This is a genomic window from Odoribacter splanchnicus DSM 20712, assembly GCF_000190535.1.
Lineage (GTDB): Bacteria > Bacteroidota > Bacteroidia > Bacteroidales > Marinifilaceae > Odoribacter > Odoribacter splanchnicus.
Map to the genome: position 1 here is coordinate 376,774 of NC_015160.1, position 24,026 is coordinate 400,799.

Genomic DNA, 24,026 nt, shown 5'->3' on the forward strand with positions numbered 1-24,026 from the left:
TATGAAGACACGATACAACATCCTCTATATAAGTGTGTTGTTTCTAACAGGAATGACGGCTTGCGCCAAGGAAGACACTTTGACACCCGAGGTGGATACCAATATAGATTGCTTTGCCCCTGCCGCGGATGCGATGGATGAGGAATCTGTGCTACGGCGCACTTTTTTCGAACAGGAAAACTGTTATTTGCTCTTTAGTGATACGCTTCGAAGAGAAGAGTTGGGAAAGGATTCCAATGGTGATATGCAATATTTTATTGAACTGTTGGATGTCAACTATTCCGTGGGCGCTAGTACGAACTCGTCCCTTACCTATTCTTACAAACTGTTGCAGAGCATGGAAGAGAAGAAGCAAGCGACCTCCTTTTTGCAAGAGTATGTATTGCCTCACTTGTCCGCGTCTATAAGACCATTCTCCTGGTTTTTGTCAACGGATATCCAATATCCGGACGCTATGATGGGAGGATCGATGACCTCTACTCTCACGGTTTCCGGTGAACGTGCCGTCGCGTTGGCCGTCGGGGACATCCTGACCTTATCCGAGGAGGGAAAAAATGCGTTGGCCGAGTCGTTCTTTATCTCTTATTTAGGGGGCTCCTTTATGGATAATGAAGCGGCTTTGGAAGAGTTCTATACTGCATGCGGCAATCTGCATGAAGGAAAGTTTAGTATCGCCGATAACCCTCAAAAAGATATGACTCTTAATCTACATCATTGCAAAGAAGCGGGCTTCCTTGTTGCCGGAGTGCTTAAAATTGGTAGTTATGTGATTCAACTGTTAGGAAAGTATCCTGATAAGACGGATGACATCAACGCCTATGTCGAACTGATTTTCAGTTCTACGATGGAACAGATAAAGGTGGACTATGCGGAATATCCGAAAATTATTGAGCGCGCGCAATTATTGAGCGATCTGGTAATAGAATTAGGTTACATTTATTAATGAAGGAGGAAAAAATGAAATGGATAAATAAATTATTGTTAAGTATCGTATGGGTAGGATTGGTTGCCTCCTGTAGCGATGACGATTCACACGAACTGCCGGTTATTAGCCCAGTATCGACCGGGACATTCACGGACACAAGAGATGACAACACCTATAATTATGTGCGTATAGGCAATTTGGAATGGATGACGGAAAACTGCCGTTATCGTACGTCCGATTGCAAGTATTATGTGGATTACGGGAACACGGGACAAACTAATCCCTCGGATGTCTATTCCGATAGGTATGGTTTCCTTTATACCCTTCTCGATGCCCCAAACGCTGTACCTGAAGGTTGGCGCATTCCTACCGATGAAGATTTCAAGCAGTTGGAGCGAGCATTGGGTATGTCTGCGGCAAACGCAGATGAATTGGATTGGCGAGGCGGCGGGACAGGTACATTGATGCGGCAAGCGGAAGAAGGGACCCGATTGAATTTTCAATTGGCCGGTTATTATACTCCATATATGATTATGCAGACACCGGGATACCGTTTTATGGGAGCGTATGGATTCTATTGGACGAGCACCAAAGATGAATCAAAAAACGGAGAATATTATTTCTATCGTAAGCTTTATTACGAATCCGATCAGGTGTATCGGCAGAGTATAGAAAACAACGCGCAATATTTGAGTTTGCGTTTGGTACGTAATGCCCAATGACATAGAGTGAGATTAAAATTTGAATGCCATGAGAATAAAAATTTTTATTTTAGCGTTGTTTATAAGCCTTAATCTTTGGGCGCAGAAGGAGGGATTTGTCATCCGGGGTTACATTCCGGGCATGCCGGATGGCGTGAAAGTTACTTTGATGGAGAAAGAAGGGAAACGCTCTACAAAAGCGGAAACTATCGTAAAAGATGAGCGTTTTGAGTTGAAGGGGAGAGTGTGGAAAAGCCACGCGACTTTGACCCTTTTGGCCACGCAGGATTGTCCCCTTTGGTTACAATATGATTGACCCTTTTGGCCAAAATCGCATTGACCACTTAGTTTACCTATTGTCATAGATTTTTTTGTGTAGATTTGAGTACCCGAGTCCTGGTGTAACGGGGACGATAATAAAATCTATACAAATGGATAAACGAATCAAAAACATTTTAAGATGTTATGCGGTCGGCATGGGAATCAAGGAAACGGCGTCCACGTTTCATACTTCCCGTAATACTGTCCGCAAGTATGTCCGCTTGTTCCTTTCAAGCGGCAAGAGCATTGAACAGCTTCTTTCCCTACCCGATGGGCAGTTGGATGAACTGTTCGGCTGTACGGAGTCCCGGCATCGGGAACCTTCTTCCAGAAGGATCGAACTGGATGCCTTGCTTCCCGGATATGTATCCCGCCTGTCACGCAAAGGCATGAGTGTCCGAAAACTGTTCAAGGAATACCATGCCGAATATCCGGACGGTTTCCGGTTGTCTTCCTTCAAACGGGCTGTCCGTCAGTACAAGTTTCACATCAAGGTCGTCGGTCATGTCGAGCACTATGCCGCAGACCAGATGTATATTGACTTTGCCGGTGATAGGCTTGAAGTCGTTGATGAAATGACAGGTGAGACGAAAAGGCCGAGGTGTTCGTCGCCATTCTTCCGTTCAGCCATTATACCTACTGCGAGGCCGTATGGTCCCAACGCAAGGAAGACCTGATAAAGGCATGCGAGAATGCCATGCAATATTTTGAAGGCGTTCCTGCGGCTATCGTCCCCGACAATTTGAAGGCGGCCGTTACACGCAGCGACCGCAACGAGCCTGCCATCAATGATGATTTCGCCGCTTTTGCCGAACATTACGGCTGTGCGGTCTATCCTGCCCGTGTACGCCACCCCAAGGACAAGGCCTTGGTTGAAAATGCCGTAAAGCTCCTTTACCGTTCCATTTACCTTGATATGGAGGGAATGACATTCTCCAGCCTGGAGGATCTCAATACCGCTATCCGTATCTCCCTGCTTGATTTCAATGAAAAGGTGATGGCCGGACGGGAGATGTCACGCAAGAAAATGTTCCTTCAGGGAGAGAAGGACTATCTTCGACCGCTTCCCGTGAAACGTTACGTGGTGAAAGAAAGGAAGCTAATGACTGTCGGGAATAACTCTTACGTCTCGTTGTTCAAACACCATTACAGCGTTCCAAAGGAGTATGTAGGCAGGCGCATGACGATTCTCTATGATGCCGACACGGTGGAAATCTACTGTGGCATGAGCCTTGTCTCCACCCATGACCGCTGTGACATTCCTTACGCTTATTCCTGGAAAAAGGAGCACAACCTGCCGGGACACTATGGTCCCTATGACAAGGACTTGGAGGAACTCTTCCGGCGTGCCTCGGAAATAGACAATATTGTATTGAACTATCTACGGGAAGTGGAGCGTGCCATGCAATATCCACCCAAAGCGTTCAGGTCATGCCGTGGCATCCTGACCCTGGAGAAAAAATACGGTCGTGACCGTCTGGTTGCGGCTTGTGCATGTGCGGACCAGAAGTTGCAATACGGATATCAGGCCTTGCGCGAGGTGCTTGAACTGGGAGAAGATGCGGATTTCCTTCCCGATGAGGACGGGAAAGTACAGCCCAACGTGACTTCCCCGGCTCCATTGACCCACAAAAATATACGTGGACGTGAATATTACAGAAAGGACAAACAATAAAACTCATATTTATGGAAGTAAACAATAAAACAGCTCCCGTAACGGGACAACAAGACCAGAATACCATATCACTGGATTTAATGAACCGCATGAAATTGCATGGTATGGCAGAGGCTTTCAGGGAAAGTCTTGCCGGTACCACTCCGCAATCCATGACTGCGGACACGTTCCTGTCCATGCTCCTTGCACGCGAATGGGACTATCGTGCACAGGCTGCCATTGCACGGCTTACCAAGAATGCGGCATTCCGCTACAAGGCCTATATTGAACAGATTGACTATGCCACGAACCGGGGGCTGGAGCGCAACCAGATGGAACGTCTCGCCACCCTTGATTTTGTGCATAAGGCACAGAACCTTTTCATTACCGGTTCTTCAGGAACGGGGAAAAGCTATCTGGCCTGTGCCCTCGGCCACGAAGCATGCAAAAGGGGATTCCGGACCTTCTATGCCAATGCCCCGAAACTGCTCGGTGCGCTGAAAGTCGCCAAAGTCAAAGGTACACTTGAAACGGAACTCAAGAAGATTGAGCGCTGCCAACTACTCATCCTTGACGACCTGTTCATCGTACCGCTTGACGCAAAGGAGCGTCCCATACTGCTTGAAATCATCGAGGACAGGCATGAACGGAAATCCATCATCATCACATCGCAGTACCCATCCTCCAATTGGTATGACATGGTAGGTGACCCGACAATAGCCGATGCAATCCTTGATCGTATCATACATACAGCTCATACCATAGAGCTATATGGTGAAAGTATGCGAAAGTTAAGGTCTAAGAAAAACGAGAAATTTTAAAAGGGTAAAATAAAATTGACCCCCAACACCAGGACTTTAAAGGGTCAATCATATTGTAGCCAAAGGTGGGCAAATCCTGCGTGGCCAAAAGGGTCAAAGTCGCGTGGCTTTTCCAACACCCATAATGCACTTAATTGCACGATTGTCATCATTTTTTGCGAAAAAGCTTCGCAGATCTGAAATTATTTTGTATATTAGCTCACGGCTTTGAAGTTTTATCTTTATTCTTTAGCGATTATAAAGATACTCATTTTCAGTGAGTTACACAAGCTTCAGAGCCTTTTTTATTCCAAAATTACGTTAAATCACGCTTGTGAATTTTCACTTGCGAAACTTTAGTTATCGGTTATTAACCCTTTGGGAAAGGAAGATGATGAAGAATACGATGATGATTTGTCTAGCCTTATTTGCAGCTTTCGGATGTACAGGTCAGAGTAAGGCAGGTAAGGGTAAAACGCAGGAATTGACGACTATGGAAAATCAGAAAGAAATTTATCTGGCAGGGGGATGCTTTTGGGGAACAGAGCATTTTATGAAACAGATCCGGGGAGTGGAAGCCACTCAGGTCGGTTATGCAAACAGTACCGTTGCCGATCCGGATTACCGGCAGGTATGTAGCGGACGGACCGGGGCTGCCGAGGCTGTGAAGGTGGTTTACGATCCGGCCGAAGTGGGATTACCTCTGTTGCTCGGCCTTTATTTTAAAACCATAGACCCCACTAGCCTGAATAAACAAGGCAACGATCGCGGGACTCAATACCGTACCGGGATTTATTATACGGACCTTGCTGACCGTGAGGTGATTGTCCGGGCCGTGGACGAACTGTCGAAACGATACGATCGTCCTTTGGCGATAGAAGTAAAACCTTTGGACAATTTTTATCCGGCCGAAGGTTATCACCAGGATTATCTGGACAAGAATCCCGGTGGATATTGTCATATCGATCCGGCTCTGTTCGGGCTTGCCCGTCAGGCCAATCTCCGGCCGGCCGGTGAAGGGATGAAACCCCCGCAGACGGTTTACCGCCGTCAGGACGATGCGACCCTGAAAAAAACATTATCCCCCGAACAATATGCCGTTACCCGGAAAAATGCTACGGAACCGCCCTTTCAAAATGCCTATTGGAACGAATACCGGGAAGGGATTTATGTAGATATCACAACGGGTGAACCGCTTTTTATATCGGCCGATAAGTTCGATTCGGGTTGCGGATGGCCGAGTTTTTCCAAACCTATCGACCAGGGGCTGATCGATGAAAAGACCGACACTTCCCATGGTATGCGCCGGACTGAAGTACGCAGCAAGACTGGTGATGCTCATCTCGGACATGTGTTTAACGACGGTCCGAAAGACCGGGGCGGATTACGCTATTGTATCAACAGCGCTTCTCTGCGTTTTATTCCCAAAGAGGACATGGAAGCCCAGGGGTATGGGGCATATTTACCCTTGTTGGACAAAAAATAAGATCGTGTTTCCCTAAGTGTGTAAATTTACTTCTGTACAACAGGCGTTTACAAGCCATGATTGCTAAGGACTGAAAATCGGAGAGTTTCAACCGGAGAATTATTTCCGGGATTTGTTCCTGTGTAAATTCCATAATAATTCATTTTTGAAATTCGTCATTACAAAAATAAAAATTACTGGGATTTACACACTTTGGGGTACACTATCCGGGCGAGCCCAGATTTTACCTCAAAATACCTTTTCCCCTTCAATTTGCCACAAATAAAAAAGAGTCAGTTTTAGCTAACTCTTTGATTTTCAGCGGAGAGGGAGGGATTCGAACCCCCGGACCTGTGACAGTCAACGGTTTTCAAGACCGCCGCGATCGACCACTCTGCCACCTCTCCAATGCGGATGCGAAGATAGAATGAATTTTGAAAAAAAACAAAATAATAAGAGTTTTTTTGTAATTGGTCATTGGGGTGATCGTTGTGATTTAGTTGTTTTGTTTTAATAGATTGATATACAAAATTTTATCTGAACCGATAGATTTATCGGTTCCGGGGATTTTTATAGAAATGTTTTAGCAACAGGTAACCGGCGAGACCGGCGAATACGGAACCGCTGATGATACCTAATTTGGCTTGGTTGAGCAGGGTAGGACCGATGTCGGGGAGCCCGGCATAGGAGAGGTTGGCGATAAACAGGGAGACGGTGAAGCCGATTCCGCCCAACATGGATACACCGAGAAGGCTACGGGCATCCATGTGTTCCGGCATGTTCAGTAATTTGCTTTTCACGGCCAGCCATGTAAATGAGAAGATGCCGAGCAGTTTGCCCAGGACGAGGGCGATGAATACGCTGAGTGTCACTCCTTCGATGTCGGCCAGGGTGAAATGTTCGAAAGAGATGCTGGCGTTGGCGAAGGCAAAGAGAGGCATCACCACGTAGTTGACCAGGGGATGCAGGTTATCGTCCATCGATTGCAAGGGACTGATCACTTTGTCGGAGACCGATTCGACATGACGGAGGATAGCGCGTTCCGAGTTGCTCAGCATGTATTTATTATTGGCCATGTCGGCGGTTTCGGGAAGCTTTTGCAAGCTGGCCCGGATTTCTCCGACATATTTGTAGATGTTCAGCTTGGGACGTGCCGGGACGGTGAAGGCTCCGATGACACCGGCGATGGTCGGATGAATCCCCGAATTCAGGAATAAGTACCACACGACGATGCCGAAGAAGATATAAAACAGCTTGCTGTTGATTCCGGCTTTACCGCCTATCCACAGAATGAAAATAATCCCTAATGCCCAAAGCAAGTATTCCAGGATCAGATTACTGCTGTAAAAGGCTCCGATGACAATGATGCCACCGATATCGTCTACTACGGCGAAAGTGGTCAGGAAGATTTTCAGGCTCAGGGGGATGCGTTTCCCTAGTAAGGATAATACTCCCAATGAGAAAGCGATATCCGTGGCCATCGGGATGGCGGCTCCCCGGCTGGCAGGGCTTTCGGGGCAAATCAGGGAAAAGATGAGGATGGGGACGAGCATTCCTCCGCAAGCTGCGACAACCGGAAGTAAAGCTTTGCGGGGTGAAGAGAGTTCGCCGACCAGGATCTCCCGTTTGATTTCCAGACCGACGGAGAAGAAGAAGATTGCCATCAGCGCATCGTTGATCAGGGACATGAAGGTCATATTCCTTCCGTGGACGTGAAAGAGGTTGATGTCTCCGAATTGCAAAATGACCTCTTTGGCAAAAAAGGCATCGTAGGTTTCGCGTAAGGGTGTATTAGCTATGATCATTGCGGCTGCGGCAACGAAAAGCAAGACGGCCCCACCGTTTATCTTTGCTTTGATAAAGTGACGTAGGGGCGATTTGAATATATTATAATCCATAAGTTTTCATTTTTTTGAACCAGAGGGCAAACTGTTCGATTCCTTTCCCGAGTGAGGTGGTGGCCCTGTAATTATAATCGGTATGGAGTTTGGTGGTGTCTGCCCAGGTCTGATACACATCTCCGGGTTGCATGCCGACGAATTCTTTCCGGGCGGTTTTACCCAGATGTTGTTCCAGGAGTCCGATAAAATCCATGAGCTGAACCGGAGAACCGTGACCGATGTTATAGATGACGGCCGGTACTCCCGGGACATCTTCCCGCACTAAGCCCGGGTGGTCGAGTATTGTGACGATCCCGGCGATAATATCGTCGATATATGTGAAATCCCGGGATAAACGTCCCTCGTTGAATATCCGGATCGGTTTATCTTCCAGGATAGATCGGCCGAAAAGCATCGGTGCCATGTCCGGGCGTCCCCAGGGACCATAAACGGTGAAAAAGCGTAGTCCGACAGTCTGGAGGCCGTAGAGCCGGGAGTAGGTATAGGCCATCAGTTCGTTACTCTTTTTGGTGGCGGCGTAGATACTGACCGGATGATCGGCCCGCGCATCTTCGCGGAACGGTACTTCGGTCGAATTGCCATATACCGATGACGAAGAAGCGAAAATCAGACGGGGAATATGATGGTGGCGGCAGCCTTCCAATATATGCAGAAAACCCGACACATTGCTGTCGATGTAGGTCTCCGGATGTTCGAGGCTATAACGTACTCCGGCTTGTGCAGCCAGGTTGATTACCGTATCGAAGGTCCGGGAAGCGAAAAGTGCGTCGAGGGCAGGTTTGTCACAGAGGTCCATTTGCCTGAACGTATAATTGGGGTAAAGGGTAGAGCGGTATTCCTGTTCTTGACGGGAAAGATCGATTCCGCATGCTTTTAAACGGGCTTTTTTCAGGGATACGTCGTAATAACTGTTTATCGAGTCGATGCCATAAGTGGCTATGCCTTGCCGGGCAAGAGCTTTTGCGAGGTGGTAACCGATAAATCCGGCACTTCCGGTAATTAAAACTTGCATTAGGTTCGTTGCTTTAATTAAAAAGTAAATTGCTGATTACTTAACAATCGATGTTTATATTTTTGATACAAAGTTAAAAAGTATTTATAACAAAAATAGGTATATCGGATGAAATAAAAAAATTAAGTCGCCATGAATTGACGACTTAAATTACTAACCCTAAACAGAAACAAACTATGAAATTGATTCTTACACAAAGGTAATACTAATTGTGAACGCTTCAAATTAAATATTGTTAATTAGACACAATAAGTATGTGCCTTTTGTGTATGGGGTTAATCACTTTATTATGAGTTGTTTATTCGTCTTCACAAAAGAGCCCTTTTTCTAGCCGGATGGGAATAATCCGGTTGGCTAATCCGGCATCGTAGGGGAGTTTTACTTTGATATAATTGTCTGTGAATCCGCAGATATACTGTCCGATTTTGTTGTCTTCGAACAATACAGGACGGGTTTCCCCTTCGAACCGGTGATAGAAAGCGGTTAATTTTTTTTGTGATACGGAAATCAGCCGGTTTACCCGCCGGTGTTTTTCTTCCTGAGGAACGGTCAGGGGGATATCCAGCGCTTTGGTTCCCTGGCGTTCGGAATAAGGGAATACGTGAAGCCGTGAAATGTCGAGCGTCTCGATGAACCGGAGGGCGTCTTCGAAACAGGCTTCGGTTTCACCCCGCATGCCGGCTATGACATCGACGCCGATAAAAGCATCCGGTAGCAGGTGGCGGATGGTGCGGATCTTACCGGCGAATAATTCCCGGTCATAACGCCGGTGCATGAGCTTCAACACTTCGTCGCTACCCGATTGCAAGGGGATATGGAAATGGGGCATGAAGCGCTTGGAGGTTGCTACAAATTCAATGATTTCGTCGGTCAGCAGGTTGGGCTCGATAGAAGAAATCCTGAACCTGGCAATCTCTTCCTGGCGGTCGAGTTGTTGCAATAGTTGTAAGAAATTCATATCCGTGCCCCGGCCGAAATCGCCGGTATTGACACCGGTGAGTATCACTTCCTGGATCCCTTTGCCGGCCACCTCGCGGAGAGCGTCGAGGATCCGCGGCAGACTGGCACTCCGGCTTCTTCCGCGGGCAAAAGGAATGGTGCAATAAGTGCAGAAATAGTCGCAACCGTCCTGGATTTTCAGGAAACAACGGGTACGGTCGCCGAAAGAGTAGGCCAGGTCGAAATTGCTGATTTTGAAAATATCACACGAGTGAGGTTCTTGCTTTTCCTGTTCTTCGAGGTGTTGCAGGTAGTGGGCGACATTGAATTTTTCTCCGGCCCCCAATACCAGGCTCACTCCGTCGATAGCCATGATTTCTTTCGCTCTGAGCTGGGCATAACATCCGACAACTACGATATAGGCGCCCGGGTTGTGGTGAATAATTTTACGGATCAACTGCCGGCCTTTTTTTTCGGCCATATCGGTCACGCTACAGGTATTGATCACAAAGATATCGGCGCCTTCTTTATCGGCTACGGTTTCAGTGCCTTCTTTTTCAAGGCTGTGCCTGATGGTAGACGTTTCTGAAAAGTTCAGTTTACAACCCAAGGTGATATAAGCGACTTTCTTCCCTGCAATATTCATATTTGTACCGACTGCTATTAAATTTCTATAATCGCTTGCAAAAGTAATGATTTGGCTTGTAATTTGCTATCTTTGTACAGTACTGTTGAGTTTTTATTTTTTACTTTTAACCTTTACCTTTTATGCGTTATTATATTATAGCAGGGGAAGCATCGGGCGATTTGCATGCGTCGAATTTAATCCGGGGGTTACGGGCTGAAGATCCGGAAGCCGACATCCGGGGTTGGGGCGGGGACCTGATGCGTGAGGCAGGAGCGGAGATCGTCCGGCATTACAAAGATACGGCTATCATGGGATTTCTGACCGTATTGAAGAATCTCGGTAAGATCAAGGCCAATATCCGCTTGTGTTGTGAGGATATCCGGAGTTGGAAGCCGGACGTGGTGATCCTGGTGGATTATGCCGGTTTCAACCTGCGTATTGCCCGGTTTGCCAAAGGGATCGGTTTGAAAGTATTTTATTACATTTCGCCGAAGTTGTGGGCCTGGAATACCGGGCGCGTGAAAAAGATCAAGCGGTATGTCGACCGGATGTATACGATTTTTCCTTTTGAAACGGATTTTTACGGGCGCTATCATTATACGGTGGAATACGGAGGTAATCCGCTGGTGGATGCGATCGATGCCCGGCCTTACCGGGAGGAGACTTTTGCCGGGTTTATAAAAGCGAACGATTTACCGGATAAACCGATCATCGCTTTACTGGCCGGCAGCCGGAGCCAGGAGCTGCGTTATGTGCTGCCGGCAATGCTTCGGATGGTGGATCATTTCCCCGATTATCAGTTTGTGATCGCCGGGGCTCCTTCGATGTCGGATGCCGATTATGCTCCTTACCTGAAGGGACGGGAGGTCCGTATTTTGTATGGGCAGACTTATCGTTTGTTGAGTCAGGCGAAAGCGGCTCTGGTTACCTCGGGTACGGCGACCCTGGAAACGGCTTTACTGCGTATTCCCCAAGTGGTTTGTTACAATGGCGAAGGAGGTAGGTTGAGTTATTATTTGTTCAAGACCTTCGTTAAAGTAGACTATATTTCGTTAGTCAACCTGATTTTCGGTGGGGAAGTCGTCAAAGAGCTGATGATGCACCGGCTGACCGAAAGAAATATCCTCAACGAGCTCTCCCGTATCCTGTACAGCGAACGTGACCGGGAGAAAATGCTCCGGAATTACGATGAGGTGATCCGCCGTTTAGGGCAACCCGGAGCTTCGGCCCGGTTTGCTAAAATGATGGTACGGGATGCTAAGAATTTAATCGGTTAAAGCCGGGTTTTAATATAACTTTGTAGTTATTATGTGCTTTTGATATTTTAGTAAACCAGTTTTACATTATCGATCCAGAATTTGGCGTCCGGGGCACCGATGTAGGCTCCGCCATGGCCGGAGGAGAAACGGAGGATAATGTGGGTGGGAGTAGTGTCGGGAGAGGCCCAGCCGATCTCCTGGATGGGGACGATCTTCCCCTGGCTATTGGCGGCATATTGTGTCGATTCACCTTTTACCAGGTCCATATAAGGCTGGTAAAAATCCTTTCCGGTAATATCTCCGTAATGGATTTCTATCCGATGGCCGTTTTGCCATTCTTTTACTTCCTGGTCATAACGTTCGTAGGCTGTGCCGACGCGTTTGGCAAACAGATTCCCTTTTTCGTCTTCCCAGCGGTATTGCAGCAATAGGCTGGCTTCGGCATTATTCTGTTCCGGGATATCGACGATACGGCTGAAACCTGTCGCTTTGATCTGTTTCCCGCCCGGCTCTACTTTATAATCGAATTCCAGGGCTTTCGGTCGTTTCGTGAAAGGAATATTGTTATTGAGTTTGCTTTGCGGATTTTTAGTGTCCCGCACGGGTTCCATCACTTCACCGACAAATATCGTTCCGGTGGCTAATACCGATATATTGATCAATCCAAGCACTTTGACGCGTTCCATACGGGTTTCGAGCCGGGCACAATAACCGGAATCCCTTTTCTCCGGGAATACGGTTACACTGGCTTTCACCACTCCGCTGACTTTAGCCATGACGGTCGACGTAGCCCACGGAGATATACTGTTTTTATAAGGGGTGTTGTTTTTCAGCGTATCGCCCGGTGTGATCTCATACAGATATTTTGTATTTCCTCCGATAACAAGGGATTCGTCGACTACCCGTACCATCCACTGATTCATATCTCCGTAAGGAAATAATTCGGTGGTATCGTTTTGTGCACGCAACTGTCCGGCAAAGGATAGCATAATAAACAGGCTGTATATCGGTTTCATAGTAACAGATTTTAATTGAAATAGATGTATTGCCCCTTTGCTAACAAAAAAGATGCCAATATTAATGTGAAAATATGTAAATGCTAAAATAATTATCGGGTGAATCGGGGGATTCGTCGTGAAAAAGGGGGAATGTATATATTTAAATTGTAGGGGGGGAGAACAGAAAATACATTTGTAACGTGAAAATGAACTTAAAAGATACATTATGAATGCATATTGGAAAGGGATAGTCCTGGGACTGGTCGTGTTGTCCGCCCCGGTGATGGCTCAGGAAAAACCGGCTGTGTGGGATTTGAAATCCTGCATTAATTATGCCCGGGCACATAATATTCAGATTCGGCAAAGTCGGATCGCATGGGAAGAAAGTTTAGAAAATACGAAGCAGGCTAAAGCGGACCGGCTGCCTTCTCTTTCTTTTACAACGGCTCACAATTATGTGAACCGTCCCCGTCCCGAAGCCGGTGATAAAAATTCGTATTCCGGAAGTTATAACCTGAATTCTTCCGTATCTCTGTTCGAAGGAGGAAAAATCCGGAAGAACGTACAACAGATGGACCTGCAAAATGAGGTGCAGGGGTTGACGATCAAGGAATCTGAAAATAACATCGAACTGGCGATTACCCAAGCATTTGTCCAGGTATTGTATGCTGACGAAGCGGTGAAAATTAACGAAGGGACGGTAGAAGTTTCCAAAGCCCAGCGGGATCGTGGCAAAGCTTTATTGGAGGCAGGAGCATTATCGAAAGCCGATCTCGCTCAGCTGGAAGCTCAGTATGCCACCGATAAATATCAGTTGGTTGTAGCCCGGACAACGCTCGCAAATGCTCAGCTGGAATTGAAACAATTGCTCGAATTAGGGGTGAACGACCAGATGGAACTGGCTATTCCGCAATTGACAGATGAAAGCGTGTTGGTCGTTTTACCGTCTAAAGAGAGTGTTTACCTGACTTCGCTGGGAATCATGCCGGAAGTGAAATACAACCAATTGAATATCCGGGTAGCGAATCTGGAGAAGGAGAAAGCGTGGGCGGGATATTTACCTGACGTTACCTTGTCTGCCGGTTTAGGAACCAGTCATGTTTCGGGTATCGGCACGGGGTTCGGGACACAGACGAAACACAATTGGAGTGAAAATATCGGTTTGACGCTGAATATACCGATTTTTAATAAACGTTCGACCAAGACGGCGGTCAATCTGGCTAAACTGAATATCGAGAATGCCCAACTCAATTATGAGAACGTACAGAAAGAATTACTGAAATCGGTAGAGACGGTTTATCAGGATGCGGTATCGGCGCAGAACCGTTTCCGTTCGGCCCGGGAGAATCTGACCGCTACAGAATTGTCTTTCGAGCTTACTCAGGAACAGTTTTTCCTGAAAGCAAAAAATACGGTAGAATTGATGACGGAGAAAAACAACTTGCTGGCTGCCCGGCTCGAGTTGATACAAGCCAAATATATGGCGATCCTGAATCAGCAATTGTTGAATTTCTATCAGGGTATAGAGATCAGTATCCAATGATAGAGGTATGTGAGAACCAAGTGATTGTATGACAATATAAAAAAGAATATATGAAAAAAGGGAAATTAATAACGATCGGGGGAGCTATCGTAGTTCTGGCCTTGTGCGGATATTTCTTTATGGGTACTTCTTCAAAAGGGAAAATCAGTTTTCAGACTGAAAAAGTGACCCGTAATTCGATGACGGATGTCGTAGTGGCGACAGGGACGGTAGAGCCGGTGACCAAGGTGGATGTCGGTACGCAGGTTTCGGGTATCATCGACCGTATCTATGTCGACTACAATAGTGTTGTGAAAAAAGGGCAGCTGATTGCCGAGATGGATAAGGTGACCTTACAGGCAGAACTGGAATCGCAGGAAGCTCAGCTGGCGAATGCCAAAGCAGAATACGAGTATCAGCAAAAAAATTATGCCCGCAGTAAAGTGCTGTTCGAAAAGCAACTGATCAGCGACAGCGATTATGAAGAGGCAACGTATAATTATGAAAAGGCTAAAAGTACCTACGAAAAGTCGAAAGCCGATATTGTAAAGGTGAGAAGAAATTTGGGATATGCCGTGATTACCAGTCCGATAGACGGTGTCGTTATCAGTAGGGAAGTGGAAGAAGGACAGACGGTGGCTGCCGGATTCGAAACTCCGACTTTGTTTACCATTGCTAAAGATTTGACGGAGATGCAGGTGATTGCAGACGTGGATGAGGCCGATATCGGCGAAATACGCGAAGGACAGCGGGTTACCTTTACCGTAGATGCCTACCGGAACGATGCGTTCGAAGGGGTTGTGACTCAGGTACGGCTGGAGGCTACCGTGGAATCGAATGTGGTGACCTACGAAGTGGTGATCAGTGCACCTAATCCGGATCTGAAACTGAAACCGGGATTGACGGCTACCGTGTCGATTTATACACTGGAGAAGAATAACGTATTGACTATTCCTCCCAAAGCATTGAAATTTATGCCCGATCAGGCTTTGGCCGAAGCTAATGGAATCGTACTGAAACCGATCCATGTGGATAATTCTGCCTTACAGAAAACAGTGTGGGTGAAGAATGGACAAACGTTGGAAGAAAAAGAAGTACAGACGGCTACTGCGACGACTTCACTCCTGGAGATCACCGGTGGTCTCGCTGAGGGAGACGAGATTGTCGTGGCGATGGAACAATCCGGTAAAAAAGCGATGGGAACTCCGCAACCCGGAGAAACAGAATCCAGTCCCTTTATGCCGAAACCACCGGGACAAGATAAGAAGAGTAAGAAGTAAAATGTAAAAGGCTATAGGCTGGAAGCTATAGGCTAAAAGATGGGGAGGAGGAGATAAGGGGGAGTTGCGGGAAATTGGTGGAGAAGGTAAATCGATGATTTAGAAAGTAGAGGAACTTAGTAACTCATTAACTCAGCAACTTAGTAACTTAGTAACTCAATAACTCAGCAACTCAGTAACTCAATAACTCAGCAACTCAGCAACTCAATAACTCACACACAATGAATGCTATAATTGAATTAAAAGATATCAAGCGTGATTTTCTGGTAGGAAATGAGACGGTACATGCTTTGCGGGGGGTATCCTTTGCTATTCAGCCGGGAGAATTCGTGACGATCATGGGGACCAGCGGATCGGGGAAATCTACTTTACTGAATGTGCTGGGGTGTCTGGATACGCCGACAGCCGGGGAGTATTGGCTGGACGGGTATTCGGTCCGGCAGATGGGAAAGAATGAGCGGGCGGAGCTGAGGAATCATAAGATCGGTTTTGTATTCCAGTCTTATAACCTGCTTCCGAAGACTACTTCGATCGAGAATGTCGAGCTTCCGTTGATGTATAATCCGGCGGTTTCGGCTAAGGAACGGGAAAGACGGGCGATAGAAGCGCTCGACTCGGTAGGGTTACATGACCGGTTGTATCATAAGTCGAATCAGATGTCCGGAGGACAGCAGCAACGGGTGGCTATAGCCCGGGCATTGGTGAACGATCCGGTATTGATTTTGGCCGATGAGGCTACGGGAAACCTGGATACCCGTACTTCTTTCGAGATTCTGACGTTGTTTCAGGAATTGTATGCCCGGGGGAGGACTATTGTTTTTGTCACCCATAATCCCGAATTATCGGCGTATAGCAGCCGGACTATCGTGTTGAAGGATGGGCGGGTGATTCAGGATACCCGGAATGAAAAGATTGCTTCGGCTAAAGAGACGCTGGCGGCTTTACCGAAGAATGAGGATTAATTAAATCGAAATACAATGAATTTTGCGAATTTATTCAGGATCGCTTTGCGGGCCCTGGGGAATAATAAGATGCGGGGATTTCTGACGATGTTGGGGATCATTATCGGTGTCGCTTCGGTGATTACCATGCTGGCTATCGGTCAGGGATCTAAGCGGAGTATCCGTGCTCAGATCGCGGAGATGGGTTCTAATATGATCATGATTCATCCGGGTGCGGATATGCGGGGAGGGGTACGGCAAGATCCGGCTGCCATGCAAAGTCTGAAACTGGACGATTATCAGGCGATTGTCGATGAAACCCGTTATGTTTCGGCTTGTTCGCCATCGGTGAGTAGCAGCGGACAAGCGATCTACGGATCCAATAATTATCCGACCAGTATCTATGGGATAAATCCGGATTATCTTGAAATTCGTAAATATACCCTGGCGGAAGGGGATATGTTTACGGAGGAGGATATTCTCGGATCGGCGAAAGTCTGTGTCGTCGGGAAAACGATCGTGGATAATCTGTTTACCAATGGGGAAAATCCGGTGGGGCAAATTATCCGCTTCGGAAAAATACCTTTCCGTATTATCGGAGTCCTGACATCGAAAGGTTATAATACAATGGGGATGGACCAGGATGATCTTATCTTAGCACCTTATACAACCGTCCAGAAACGTATCCTGGCCATCACCCATTTACAAAGTATATTCTGTTCGGCGCTTTCTGAAGATCAGACCGAACTGGCAGAAGAGGAGATTGCGAGTATCCTGCGCAGGAATCACAGGCTGAAAGAATCGGATGACGATGATTTTAACATCCGTTCCCAACAAGAACTGAGCTCGATGATGAATTCCACAACGGACATGATGACGATGTTGTTGGCGTGTATTGCGGGGATCTCTTTACTGGTCGGCGGTATCGGGATTATGAACATCATGTATGTGTCGGTAACCGAACGTACCCGGGAAATCGGACTGAGAATGTCTATCGGAGCGAAGGGGCGGGATATTCTGGCCCAGTTCCTGATCGAGGCGATTCTGATCAGTGTGACCGGTGGATTGATCGGTGTGGTGTTCGGTATCGGAGCCTCGTGGGTGGTCAAGTTGGTTGCGGGATGGCCGGTATATGTGCAGCTGTATTCTGTTGTACTGTCGTTTGTGGTCTGTACGGTGACGGGAATCTTCTTCGGTTGGTATCCGGCACAGAAAGCTTCTAATCTCGATCCGATCGAAGCGATCCGGTATGAGTAGTTTATTTACCGGTTGATCCGGTAAATAAACAAATAAATCTTTATCTTTGTAATATGAGTGACAAGAATAAAATTTTAAAGTTTCTGATCCAGGTGATCGGCTGGGGATTGGTATTCGGCTTCCCTCTTTTTTTCACCTGGAAAGAGGGAAATCCGATGACCTGGGTTAAATTTCTGGGGTATGTCGGTGTTCCCATCGCTTTTATTACTGTATTTTATGCCAATTATTTTATTTTTATCGATCGCTTGTTGTTCCGGAAAAGGTTATTGGTATTTATTATTGTCAATTTATTCCTTTTTGTGTTGCTGAGCTTATGTTTACATGGATGGCAGGAGTATTATTTTATTCATTTTGTCAATGAGGGACCGAGGCATTCGAGACCTTTTCCTCCACGGAGTGTTTTTATTATCCGGGATGGAGTGATGATGGCTTTGGTGTCGGCTCTGAGTGTCGCTATCCGGATGACCGAAAACTGGTATATCCTCGAGCAAGAAAAAAAAGAATTGGAAAATGCCCGTTCCGAAGCGGAATTGCAGAATCTGAAAAGCCAGCTGAACCCTCATTTCCTGTTCAATACCCTCAATAATATTTATTCCCTGATCGCTATCGATCCTGACCGGGCCCAGTTTGCCGTCCATGATCTGAGCCGGCTGTTGCGGCATGTGCTGTATGAAGACAATCAGAAATTCGTATCGCTCGATCATGAATTGAATTTCATGAAGAGTTATATCGAGTTGATGAGTCTGAGGTTGTCGGGAAATGTAGAGTTGAAGGTCGATTTGCCGGACGATGGGAAAGGTGTGCTGGTCGCTCCGTTGTTGTTTATCACTTTGATCGAAAACGCTTTTAAACACGGAGTGAGCCCCACGGAGCCTTCTTTTATTCATATCCGTTTCAATTGGTTGGAAAATTCAGGAATCTGCTGTTACATTGAAAACAGTTATTTTCCCAAGAAAGAAACCGACCGGAGCGGATCGGGGATCGGACTGGAAAATTTAAAAAAACGGCTGGATTTATTGTATCCCGGAAAATATGATTTGCGGACAGAACGGGAGGGAAACAAATTTGTCGCTCAATTAAAGATCGGAAGTTGAAACGGATGGAACTGAATTGTTTGATAGTCGATGATGAGCCTTTGGCTTTGGATTTGATGGAGAGTTACGTCAAGCGGACACCTTTTTTGAAATTGGTTGCCCGTTGCTCGAATGCTTTGGAGGTGTTGCAGGTGTTACGCGAAGAGGCGGTGGATCTGATCTTCCTCGATATCCAGATGCCTGAACTGAATGGGTTGGAATTGTCCCGGGTGTTGGATAAACAGATCAAAGTGATTTTTACAACCGCCTTCGAACAGTATGCTTTGGAAGGTTTCCGGGTGGATGCGCTGGACTATTTATTGAAGCCGGTCAGCTATCCTGAATTTTTAAAGGCCGCTAACAAGGCGTTGAATTGGTTTGAGAAAACCCGTGAAACGCAGGGGGACAGTCTGGAAGAGGATTGTATTTTTGTAAAATCGGATTATAAACTGGTCAAGGTCGAATTGGCTAAAATTTGTTATATCGAGGGTTTGAAGGATTATGTAAAAATATACCTCGAAGGGGTGACTTCGCCTATCGTTTCGCTTATCAGTATGAAATCGCTTGAAGAGATGTTGCCGGCTTCTTTTTGCCGGGTACACCGTTCTTTTATCGTCAATCTGAATCGGATCACTGTCATCGAGCGAAACCGGATCGTTTTCGGAAAGACTTATATTCCGATAGCAGATTCCTCGAAAGATAAATTTATGGAATTCCTCAATAAGCGGACGATCAAGTGAACGGAATTAGGGTTTAAATGCTAATTTTGTGGCCAAATTACGTGGTTTATGTCACACTTACCTACATTAATTACGGATCTGGCTCTTATACTGGCTTCTGCCGGATTGATGACCCTGATATTCAAGCGTCTGAAACAACCGTCGGTATTGGGGTATATCGTGGCCGGTATTCTTGCCGGACCGCATATCACGTTAACCCCGACGGTTATCGACAGCGGAAATATTCAGACCTGGGCAGATATCGGGGTGGTATTCCTGTTGTTTGCTTTGGGATTGGAATTCAGTTTTAAAAAGTTAATGAAGGTAGGAGGTCCTGCTATCATCGCTGCCCTGACTATCATTGTGGGTATGGTGGTTTTGGGTTTTATCGTCGGGGTAGCGATGGGGTGGAAACAGATGGACAGTATCTTTCTGGGAGGTATGCTGGCCATGTCGTCGACTTCGATTATCTATAAGGCTTTCGAGGATTTGGGATTACGGACACAACGTTTTACAGGGCTGGTGTTCGGAATTTTAGTCATCGAGGACCTGGTCGCTATCGTCTTGATGGTGATGCTTTCTACGATGGCTGTCAGTAAGAATTTCGAAGGGATGGAAATGGTGTATAGTATCGGGAAACTCTTGTTCTTTTTGCTGTTGTGGTTCCTGACCGGGATTTATATTATTCCTACTTTTTTCAGGCGTACCCGTTTGCTGATGGGCGACGAGACCTTGCTGATCGTCTCTCTCGGTTTGTGTTTCCTGATGGTAGTGTTCGCTACAGCCGTCGGTTTCTCTTCTGCTTTGGGGGCTTTCGTGATGGGGTCTATTCTGGCCGAGACGATCGAAGCGGAAAAAATAGAACGTTTGGTGAAACCGGTGAAAGATTTGTTTGCCGCGATATTTTTTGTTTCAGTGGGGATGATGGTCGATCCGGGGATGATCGCCCAATATATCTGGCCGATTGTGATTATTACGCTTACCGTTTTGATCGGACAGTCGGTATTCGGTACCCTGGGAGTGGTATTGGCCGGTCAACCGCTGAAGACGGCTTTGCAGTCGGGATTTTGTCTGACGCAGATCGGGGAGTTCGCTTTTATTATCGCCGGCTTGGGCATGACGATGCACGTGACCAGTAATTTTTTGTACCCGATCGTGATCGCTGTAGCCGTCATAACGACATTTCTGACTCCTTATATGATCCGGGCTGCCGAGCCGGCTTATCCTTATGTCGAAAAACATTTGCCACGGAAATGGAAGCGTTTTATCGAGCATTATACTTCCGGTACCCGGGTGGTCAATCATGAAAGTAACTGGAAGCGTTTACTGACCTCGCTGATCCGGATAATGGTAATTTATTCGGTGATCATCATCGCTATTCTGATTCTCTCGTTTCAATTTCTGGTGCCCTTGATCCGGGGATCGCTGCCCGGTTTTTGGGGAGGGTTGTTGTGTGCCGTTCTGATTTTGTTATTGATCGCCCCTTTTTTGCGGGCTATCGTAGCCAAGAAAAACCATTCGGCCGAATTTCAGTCTTTGTGGAACGATGGTTATTTCAGCCGGGCTTATTTGGTGTCGCTGGTCATATTCCGTTTCGTGATAGCGATATTGTATGTCATGGTAGTGATTGTGTCGCTTTTTAAAGCTTCTATCGCTTTGTTACTGGGAGTGGCTTGCGTGTTGGTGGCCGGGATGTTTTATTCCCGTTACCTGAAAAAGCAGTCTATCCAGATCGAACGGCATTTTTTGCGGAATTTCCGGGTAAGAGAGGTGTATGCCCGGCATGCCGGAACACAGATGCCTCCGAAATTTGCCGGGCATCTGCTGTCACGGGATTTACATATGGCCGATTTTATAATTCCGTCCGAATCGTTATGGGCCGGATATACGTTGGCCGATCTGGCTTTGGGAAGTCGCTTCGGGGTGATGGTCGTCGCTGTTTTCAGGGGACAGAGTTGTATCAATATTCCGGGTGGTAAAGAACGCTTGTTTCCACAAGACCGGGTGCAGGTGATCGGTAGTGACGAGCAGCTGGAACGTTTTGGGAATAAACTGCAGTCCATGACCTTGCCACCGATGGATTCAGACCTGACACAGAGCGAAGTATGCCTGAAACAGTTTGTGGTCACCGAAGATTCTCCTTTTAACGGGAAGAGTATCCGGGATTCCGGAATCCGGGACAAACACAAATGTGTCGTAGTCGGTGTGGAACGGGGAGCGGCCTCGTTAAGAAATCCGGATGCCGATACGGTGTTCGAAGCCGGCGATCTGGTTTGGGTAGTGGGGGAGGAAATGAATGTATACGAACTGATCCATTAATCCGCTTTCCGGTCGGTCCGCCATAAGAAAAAGAGGGCGATCAGTGTGGCCATCAGGTCGGCGAAGGGGATGGCCAGCCAGATGCCTGTCAGTCCCCACCAGTGTGAAAACAGTCCCAGGGCCGGGATCAGAAATAAGAATTGACGGGAAATATTCATGGTGATGGCTTTAGGTGCCTGCCGGATCGACTGGAAATAGCTGGTGACGATCAGTTGAAACCCTAACAGGGGCATGGCGAGAAAAGTATACCGCAGCCCCTCTTCGCTGAGTTGTAGCAGAGTCGGATCGGAAGTAAAGGCTTTGACCAACCAGGGAGCGAATGCTTCGCCGATTATAAAGCCGCAACAGGCGATCAGACTTCCCGTACGGATGGCTTTCCGCAGGATATGGAGCGTCATCTGCCGATGGCCCGCTGCATAAAAATAACCGATGACAGACTGCATGCCCTGGCATATTCCCATGAGCAACATAGAGACCTGGATGGAATAACTACTGATGATCCCGAAGGCTCCGATAGCGTAATCTCCTCCGTTGTTTTCCAGATAACGGTTCATAATGATATTCACCATACCTGTGGTGATGTTCATGATAAAAGCGGCCATACCGATTCCGACGATGGAAACTAAGATCGGAAACCGGGGAGAGAAACATTTACTTTGGAGTTTCAGGATATTGGACGGACTTCTGAAATGACGGATCACCAATACTGAGCTGATGCACATAGATAGGGCTGTTGCAATGGCTGCTCCTTCAATGCCCAGGCCGAAACCGAAAATGAAGATCGGGTCCAGGATAATATTGGCAATCACTCCTGCGAAGACGATGGTCATCGATTTGCGGGAAAAACCGGAGGCACGGATGGCATGGCAATAGGTGAAATTCAGATTCGTCAGCAAGCTGGCCGGGATCAGAATGGACATGTATTTACGGGCATAGGGGATAGTTTGCCCGCTTCCTCCGAAGATATCCAGGATAAAGTCCAGATGATACAGGGAGTAAACGATCAGAATCGTAGATAACAGGATATTCAATACAGTGGCATTTCCCAGGATACGGCAGGCCAGGGAACGGTTGCCTAAAGAAATCGAAGTGGAAATGCGGGCAGCAGCTCCGACTCCGGTCAGGGTGCCGACGGTACTCAACAAAGAAACACAAGGAAGCGTCAGGGCCAGTCCGCAGATAGCCAAAGCGCCGGCTCCCTGCCCGATGAATATCCGGTCGACTATGTTGTACAAGGCCATGACCACCATGTTGAACATAGCCGGGTAAACATAGCTCCTGAAGAACTTGCGGATGCTTTGTTTTTCTTCGGTATAATTGGGAAACAGATCTGCCAAGATAGATTTCGTATGATTAAGTCCACAAAAGTAGTGTAAATTCCATAAAATGTCATACATTTATCTACAAACTGATTATTCTCTCTGCAAGTCCTTGAGCCTTTGGAAAAAATGTCAGGTTTTCATCGGTTCCGTTTGGAGAAATGGTAACTAATGTTATTTTTGCAAAAGAAAAATCAACATTTTATTCTATGACTTACGATTACGCACATCTCATTTGTTTTTCTCCGACTCATTCTTCTCATATGATTGGTGAGACCGTTTTGCAAGGTCTGGGAACCGGGCACGTTTCGGAAACCGATCTGACTTATGAAAAACCGGAGGAAAACCTCACGATTCATTCCGGAATCACGGTGATTGTCGTTCCGGTATATGGGGGACGTATCGCAGAAACAGCTTTGGAGCGGATGGAAGGCATTTACGGACAGGATTCACCTGCCGTTGCGGTGGTCGTTTATGGTAACCGGGATTACGACGATGCTTTGCTGGAATTGAGGGATTGGTGTGTGGCTCACGGGTTTGTGCCTGTTGCCGGCGCTGCTTTTATCGGTGAACATTCTTATAGCAGACCCGACCGGCCGATAGCCGGAGGAAGGCCGGATAATCCGGATTTACAGAAAGCGCGGGCTTTCGGAGAGCAAGTAGGGCGGTTATTGAACCGTTTTCAGACTTTGGATGAAGTGGCCCCTATCGTGGTAAAAGGAAATTTCCCCTATAAAGTAAAAGGTCCCAAAACCCCTCAGACTCCTGAGACGGTAGCTGAATTATGCACGCAATGCGGATTTTGTATCGGGATTTGTCCGGTGCAGGCTATTCGTTTGGAAGAAGAGATCGTCAGCGATGCCGGGCGTTGTATAAAGTGTTGTGCGTGTGTAAAGCAATGTCCTAATGAGGCGCGTTTGTTCGAGACTCCTTATACCGATCTGTTGTTTAAGAATTTCAGTACCCGACGGGAACCGGAAATATTTCTATGAC

The 24,026-nt window shown here is 46.9% G+C and carries 19 protein-coding genes, 1 tRNA gene and 1 pseudogene; 15 read left to right on the forward strand and 6 right to left on the reverse strand.

All coding sequences use genetic code 11. The annotated features are described in order from the left end of the window. The first annotated feature begins 1 nt into the window (after window position 1). The 6 genes and pseudogenes from ODOSP_RS01540 (at window position 2) to msrB (ending at window position 5,887) form a co-directional block, all read left to right on the forward strand. Entirely contained in the window at window positions 2-943 is a 942-nt protein-coding gene (locus ODOSP_RS01540; RefSeq protein ID WP_013610659.1) for a hypothetical protein, read from the forward strand. A gap of 14 nt (window positions 944-957) precedes the next feature. Beyond that, on the forward strand, window positions 958-1,647 hold the full coding sequence (locus ODOSP_RS01545) for a fibrobacter succinogenes major paralogous domain-containing protein (RefSeq protein ID WP_013610660.1): 690 nt from the start codon (window positions 958-960) through the stop codon (window positions 1,645-1,647). A 28-nt stretch (window positions 1,648-1,675) separates the two neighbouring features. Further along, the gene (locus ODOSP_RS01550; protein WP_013610661.1) at window positions 1,676-1,942 is read left to right on the forward strand and encodes a DUF4369 domain-containing protein; all 267 of its coding nucleotides are present in this window, start codon (window positions 1,676-1,678) and stop codon (window positions 1,940-1,942) included. A 115-nt stretch (window positions 1,943-2,057) separates the two neighbouring features. Next, a pseudogene (istA, locus tag ODOSP_RS19850) lies at window positions 2,058-3,622 on the forward strand (IS21 family transposase). A gap of 11 nt (window positions 3,623-3,633) precedes the next feature. Further along, the gene (gene istB, locus ODOSP_RS01560) at window positions 3,634-4,422 is read left to right on the forward strand and encodes an IS21-like element helper ATPase IstB (protein WP_013610662.1); all 789 of its coding nucleotides are present in this window, start codon (window positions 3,634-3,636) and stop codon (window positions 4,420-4,422) included. Window positions 4,423-4,795: 373 nt separating this feature from the next. Further along, window positions 4,796-5,887 (forward strand): peptide-methionine (R)-S-oxide reductase MsrB, encoded by a 1,092-nt coding sequence (msrB, locus tag ODOSP_RS01565; RefSeq protein ID WP_041557107.1) that lies wholly within the window; start codon window positions 4,796-4,798, stop codon window positions 5,885-5,887. 301 nt (window positions 5,888-6,188) lie between these two features. On the opposite strand, the gene ODOSP_RS01570 is transcribed toward msrB, so the two are convergent. From ODOSP_RS01570 to mtaB, 4 genes are all read right to left on the reverse strand, one after another. Further along, window positions 6,189-6,273 (reverse strand) — tRNA-Ser (locus tag ODOSP_RS01570). Between the two features lie 144 nt (window positions 6,274-6,417). Continuing rightward, on the reverse strand, window positions 6,418-7,764 hold the full coding sequence (nhaA, locus tag ODOSP_RS01575; RefSeq protein ID WP_013610665.1) for a Na+/H+ antiporter NhaA: 1,347 nt from the start codon (window positions 7,762-7,764) through the stop codon (window positions 6,418-6,420). Continuing rightward, window positions 7,754-8,779: an NAD-dependent epimerase/dehydratase family protein gene (locus ODOSP_RS01580; RefSeq protein ID WP_013610666.1), complete on the reverse strand. Its 1,026-nt coding sequence runs from the start codon at window positions 8,777-8,779 to the stop codon at window positions 7,754-7,756. Before ODOSP_RS01580 ends, nhaA begins: the two co-directional genes overlap by 11 nt. Window positions 8,780-9,077: 298 nt before the next feature. Further along, window positions 9,078-10,364 carry a tRNA (N(6)-L-threonylcarbamoyladenosine(37)-C(2))-methylthiotransferase MtaB gene (gene mtaB, locus ODOSP_RS01585; RefSeq protein ID WP_013610667.1) on the reverse strand — a complete coding sequence of 429 codons (1,287 nt, stop codon included), beginning with the start codon at window positions 10,362-10,364 and terminating at the stop codon, window positions 9,078-9,080. A 122-nt stretch (window positions 10,365-10,486) separates the two neighbouring features. Between mtaB and lpxB the strand changes: the two genes are divergently transcribed. Continuing rightward, complete coding sequence (gene lpxB / locus ODOSP_RS01590; RefSeq protein ID WP_013610668.1) at window positions 10,487-11,623, forward strand: lipid-A-disaccharide synthase; 1,137 nt, start codon at window positions 10,487-10,489, stop codon at window positions 11,621-11,623. Between the two features lie 47 nt (window positions 11,624-11,670). On the opposite strand, the gene ODOSP_RS01595 is transcribed toward lpxB, so the two are convergent. Beyond that, the gene (locus tag ODOSP_RS01595; RefSeq protein WP_013610669.1) at window positions 11,671-12,621 is read right to left on the reverse strand and encodes a PCMD domain-containing protein; all 951 of its coding nucleotides are present in this window, start codon (window positions 12,619-12,621) and stop codon (window positions 11,671-11,673) included. A 208-nt stretch (window positions 12,622-12,829) separates the two neighbouring features. Between ODOSP_RS01595 and ODOSP_RS01600 the strand changes: the two genes are divergently transcribed. The 7 genes from ODOSP_RS01600 to ODOSP_RS01630 all read left to right on the forward strand — a co-directional run bounded on the left by ODOSP_RS01600 (window position 12,830) and on the right by ODOSP_RS01630 (window position 21,714). Further along, window positions 12,830-14,146 carry a TolC family protein gene (locus ODOSP_RS01600; protein WP_013610670.1) on the forward strand — a complete coding sequence of 439 codons (1,317 nt, stop codon included), beginning with the start codon at window positions 12,830-12,832 and terminating at the stop codon, window positions 14,144-14,146. Between the two features lie 50 nt (window positions 14,147-14,196). Beyond that, window positions 14,197-15,405: an efflux RND transporter periplasmic adaptor subunit gene (locus ODOSP_RS01605; RefSeq protein WP_013610671.1), complete on the forward strand. Its 1,209-nt coding sequence runs from the start codon at window positions 14,197-14,199 to the stop codon at window positions 15,403-15,405. A gap of 221 nt (window positions 15,406-15,626) precedes the next feature. Continuing rightward, complete coding sequence (locus ODOSP_RS01610) at window positions 15,627-16,367, forward strand: ABC transporter ATP-binding protein (protein ID WP_013610672.1); 741 nt, start codon at window positions 15,627-15,629, stop codon at window positions 16,365-16,367. Window positions 16,368-16,382: 15 nt separating this feature from the next. Then, a complete protein-coding gene (locus ODOSP_RS01615; RefSeq protein ID WP_013610673.1) occupies window positions 16,383-17,603 on the forward strand; it encodes an ABC transporter permease in 1,221 nt (406 codons plus the stop codon). A 53-nt stretch (window positions 17,604-17,656) separates the two neighbouring features. Further along, window positions 17,657-18,697, forward strand: coding sequence for a sensor histidine kinase (locus ODOSP_RS01620; protein WP_013610674.1), 1,041 nt, complete (start codon window positions 17,657-17,659; stop codon window positions 18,695-18,697). Between the two features lie 5 nt (window positions 18,698-18,702). Beyond that, entirely contained in the window at window positions 18,703-19,416 is a 714-nt protein-coding gene (locus tag ODOSP_RS01625; RefSeq protein WP_013610675.1) for a LytR/AlgR family response regulator transcription factor, read from the forward strand. Between the two features lie 48 nt (window positions 19,417-19,464). Further along, a complete protein-coding gene (locus ODOSP_RS01630; RefSeq protein WP_013610676.1) occupies window positions 19,465-21,714 on the forward strand; it encodes a cation:proton antiporter in 2,250 nt (749 codons plus the stop codon). Here ODOSP_RS01630 and ODOSP_RS01635 read toward each other — a convergent pair. Further along, entirely contained in the window at window positions 21,711-23,051 is a 1,341-nt protein-coding gene (locus ODOSP_RS01635; protein WP_157741821.1) for an MATE family efflux transporter, read from the reverse strand. The genes ODOSP_RS01630 and ODOSP_RS01635 overlap by 4 nt on opposite strands. 191 nt (window positions 23,052-23,242) lie before the next feature. On the opposite strand from ODOSP_RS01635, the gene ODOSP_RS01640 reads away from it, so the two are divergent. Further along, the gene (locus ODOSP_RS01640; protein ID WP_013610678.1) at window positions 23,243-24,025 is read left to right on the forward strand and encodes a 4Fe-4S binding protein; all 783 of its coding nucleotides are present in this window, start codon (window positions 23,243-23,245) and stop codon (window positions 24,023-24,025) included. The last annotated feature ends 1 nt before the right edge of the window (window position 24,026 follow it).